Consider the following 3,669-nt stretch of genomic DNA (forward strand, 5'->3'; position numbering starts at 1 on the left):
ACAAGTGACTATCACAGATTTAGCTCAAGATGGAGGAGAAGCTAAAGTTGAAGCCAGTAGTGGAAAACTATCCGCACAAGCAACAGTGAGATTTGGAGAAATTCTCGTTGATCCAAGGATTTCTAAGGTGACTTTGATTGTGAGTAATAACTTTCAAGCCGCCAATGGGCGCGACGAAATTACCCTCACTGTGATAGCCCGTGATGCGACGAATGCCCCAATTGCAAACGTACCTGTGAGTTTAATGAGTGAATCTGATACTGCCTTTTTTGAAGCGTTGAGTGGTACAACAGAAGAAAATGGTCGTTTTACCACCACAGTCACCAACAGTATCGCTGAAGCAGTTGAAGTCAAAGCAACGGCTGGCGGCGTACCCGCAGAGCCTGTCACGCTCACCTTCATAGACAGTACAGTTGATCCTAGAGTAGATAAAGTCAATGTGATTATCACTAACGATTCTCAGCCTGCCAATGGGCGCGACGAAATCACTTTGACAGTCATAGTAAGAGATGATCAAAATGTCCCTCTTTCAAATGTACCTGTTAATTTAGTCAGTTCCTCTGACTTCGCACTTTTTGATAAAATAAGCGGCACCACTGGAGAAAATGGTCGTTTCAGCACCTTCATTACCAGCAGCGTTCCCGAAACTTTTGAAGTCACAGCCACAGCAGGCGGAAAAAAAGCGGAACCTGTCAAAGTGACGTTTACAACTGCCCCTGTTGGCGAGATGGTTTTAAGCGCGTCACAGACGATTTTACAAACAGGTGAGTCTAGCAGCATCACTGTCACGATACTCAGAAAAATTGAATTAGAAGAGTTACTTGAAAAATTCCATAAGTTTTTTAACAACGTGACGATAAGTGAAAGCTTATTTCAAGAATTACTTCAAATGGACATTTTATTACCTAATACCCCATTCAGTGTGGCTGCTTCTGGGAATGCAGTGCTGCATGATGTACCAGAAAGAACTGACGCTAACGCACAAGCCACTTTTACGGTATCCAATAACCATAAAGAAAAGGTGGATATTACAGTGACAAGTGGCTCAGTGACTAAAACCTTAAAACTCTATTTTGGCGCGAGTTTGAACTTATTGCCTCATTCAGTCAATGCCATTGAGACGACTACCCTGACGGCTTTATTAAAAGATGGCAATTATGCACCGATTGCCGATCAAGAAGTGACTTTTAACTTTATTGACGACAATAACGAAGTATTGACACCCAACACAGCCACGACTGATATTGATGGAACAGCTATCGTTACCATTAGAGACTTAGAAAACAATGGTGGCACAGCAGAAGTTAATGTCAGCAGCGGCGCACTTAACGCCCAAGCGACAGTAAATTTTCTTGCCGCGTTTGGGGAAAATCGCCACCTTGACGCAGAAACAACCGCCACTGTATTGAATATTAAGCAATCAGCGACGATTACGGCATATATTACTGATCATAATGATTTGCCCATCAAAGAGCAGCAAGTCACTTTTTCAGTAAAAACCACTGATGGGGGAGAAAGCCAAGCAAAGATTTCGCCTAAAACTGGGAAAAGTGATGAAAAAGGGGAAGTTAAAGCAATTATCACCAATGCAACGGGCGAAAATGTCATCGTCACAGTACAAGCAGACAGTGCAAAGCAAGAAATTCCATTATACTTTGGCGCAAATATCAGCCTATCGCCCACAGAGGCAGAAAACCTCGCAGATGGCGCATCGCCCGTAACATTAACAGCCGTTGTCAGTGATAAAGATGGCGTTGGTATTGTCGGCATACCTGTTTATTTTCGCGTGATAACAGGAAACAGTATTTTTTTAGACAATTTTCGTTCCAACACAGACGAATTAGGGCAAACAACAGTCAGCGTGACGAGCAACAGCGTTGATCATGGCGTGATTGAAGCGCAAGCCGATGCTTTAACGCCAGCGACATCCACGCTCACCTTTTATGCCAGCCAATTGATTAACAGCTTGATGCTCAGCACTGATGCAGATTCATTATCATTTAATAGTAAGGAAATACCAATTAAAGCCGTTGTCAAAGATGTTCAAGGCAATCCCGTCAAAAATGGCACACCTGTCGATTTTATGACAACCCTTGGTATAATCACTGAATCTGTGCTAACCGACAACGATGGCATCGCAGAGGCAAAATTTAGCCCAAACATGCAAGCTGGGTTAGCCACTATCACCGCCACTGCGGGCAACGTTACTGATAGCATCACACTTGAAGTGCAACCTGGCGACGCGGGAACAATTGAAGTCAGTAAAATAGAACCCCAAGTGATAGGCGTTATTGGCAGTGGTGTCGTTCAAAGTGCCACAATTGAATTTTTAGTCAAAGACAGTTTGGGTAATATTGTGGCAGATGGTACACCCGTGAAATTTTCTATCGGCAAAACCACTTTGGGAGGCGGTGAAACGATTACGACTCAAGGCGACATGGGCAAAACAGCGGCTGGAACAACTAATAATGGTTCAGTCAGCGTCACCTTAAAAAGCGGAACAGTGGCAGGTAATATCGACGTGATTGCTACCATCAACGACACTATTAGCACTATCGCACGAGTCACTATTGTCGGCAGTGCGCCAGATGCGGATCATTTCTCATTAGCGGCAGAATATCTCAACATCGCTGGCGGAGTCACTTTTGGACTCTTTGATGAAATAGTCGCTTATGTCGGTGATCGTTTTGGGAATATTGTGCCAGATGGCACTTCTGTGAGTTTTATCACTGAAGGCGGCATGATAGGTAAAAGTATTGGTGGCGGCGCGTTTACGACAACCACTCAATTCGGGCAAGCCACAGCCATTTTGCAATCTGCCGAACCAACAGTACCCTTTTTAGGCGGTGTTCCCGCAGTCGAAACGGCAGGTTATGGATGCAGTGGCAATTATCTTCTTGTTGAAAACCCATTACCCGGCGAGTTGTTATGTGGTAATCCGGGATTCACCACTATTGTTGCCTACACAACTGGCAGCGAAAGTTTTGTCGATGACAATGGTAATGGCATCTATGATCAGGGCGAACCTTTTGATGATTTAAGCGAACCCTATATCGACGGCAATGATAATGGTCTTTTTGAGGCAGAAAGGGAATTATATGTTGATATCAATGGCAATGGTCAATTTGACTATGGCAATAACCAATATGATGGTCCTGGCGGTGCTTTTAAAAATACCACCATTTGGACTGATATACGAATCCTCTTTTCCGCACAGATGAGAACTGAATCTGAAGGAATAACTGTAACCCCGTCTTCATTTTCGATCCCCAATGCAGGCGTTGAAACTTTTATCGTTTCTGGCATAGGCGATATTTATGGCAATGGGTTAGTTGAAGGGACAAAAGTTCAAGTGACCACCAATAATGGCGTATTGGGCGGACAAACGGATTTTACCTTCACCCGTAATGAACTTGGCTTGCAATATATCGAATTTACCCTCTCAAGTAATCCGCCTAAAGAGATCACTGAAAAGGACAAGGATGGTAATGAACACACTCGTCAAGAATATCCCCTGCAAGATTCGGCAACCATTACAATCAGCATTACTTCACCTGTCAAAGATACGGGTGCTGGGGGGAATGGAAATACAAAGTTAATGGTTTTTGGTCAGATCAATGTTGTAAAATAGAGTGTTAGAACAGGATTAAACGGATTAAGGGATTAACA

1 protein-coding gene is annotated in these 3,669 nt (G+C 43.6%); it reads left to right on the forward strand.

Annotated elements, in window-relative coordinates:
• Positions 1–127 precede the first annotated feature (127 nt).
• A complete protein-coding gene (locus GY683_RS00600) occupies positions 128–3,631 on the forward strand; it encodes an Ig-like domain-containing protein (protein ID WP_297286905.1) in 3,504 nt (1,167 codons plus the stop codon).
• The last annotated feature ends 38 nt before the right edge of the window (positions 3,632–3,669 follow it).

Origin of the sequence: Moraxella sp. (genome assembly GCF_024227015.1) — a bacterium.
Lineage (GTDB): Bacteria > Pseudomonadota > Gammaproteobacteria > Pseudomonadales > Moraxellaceae > Moraxella.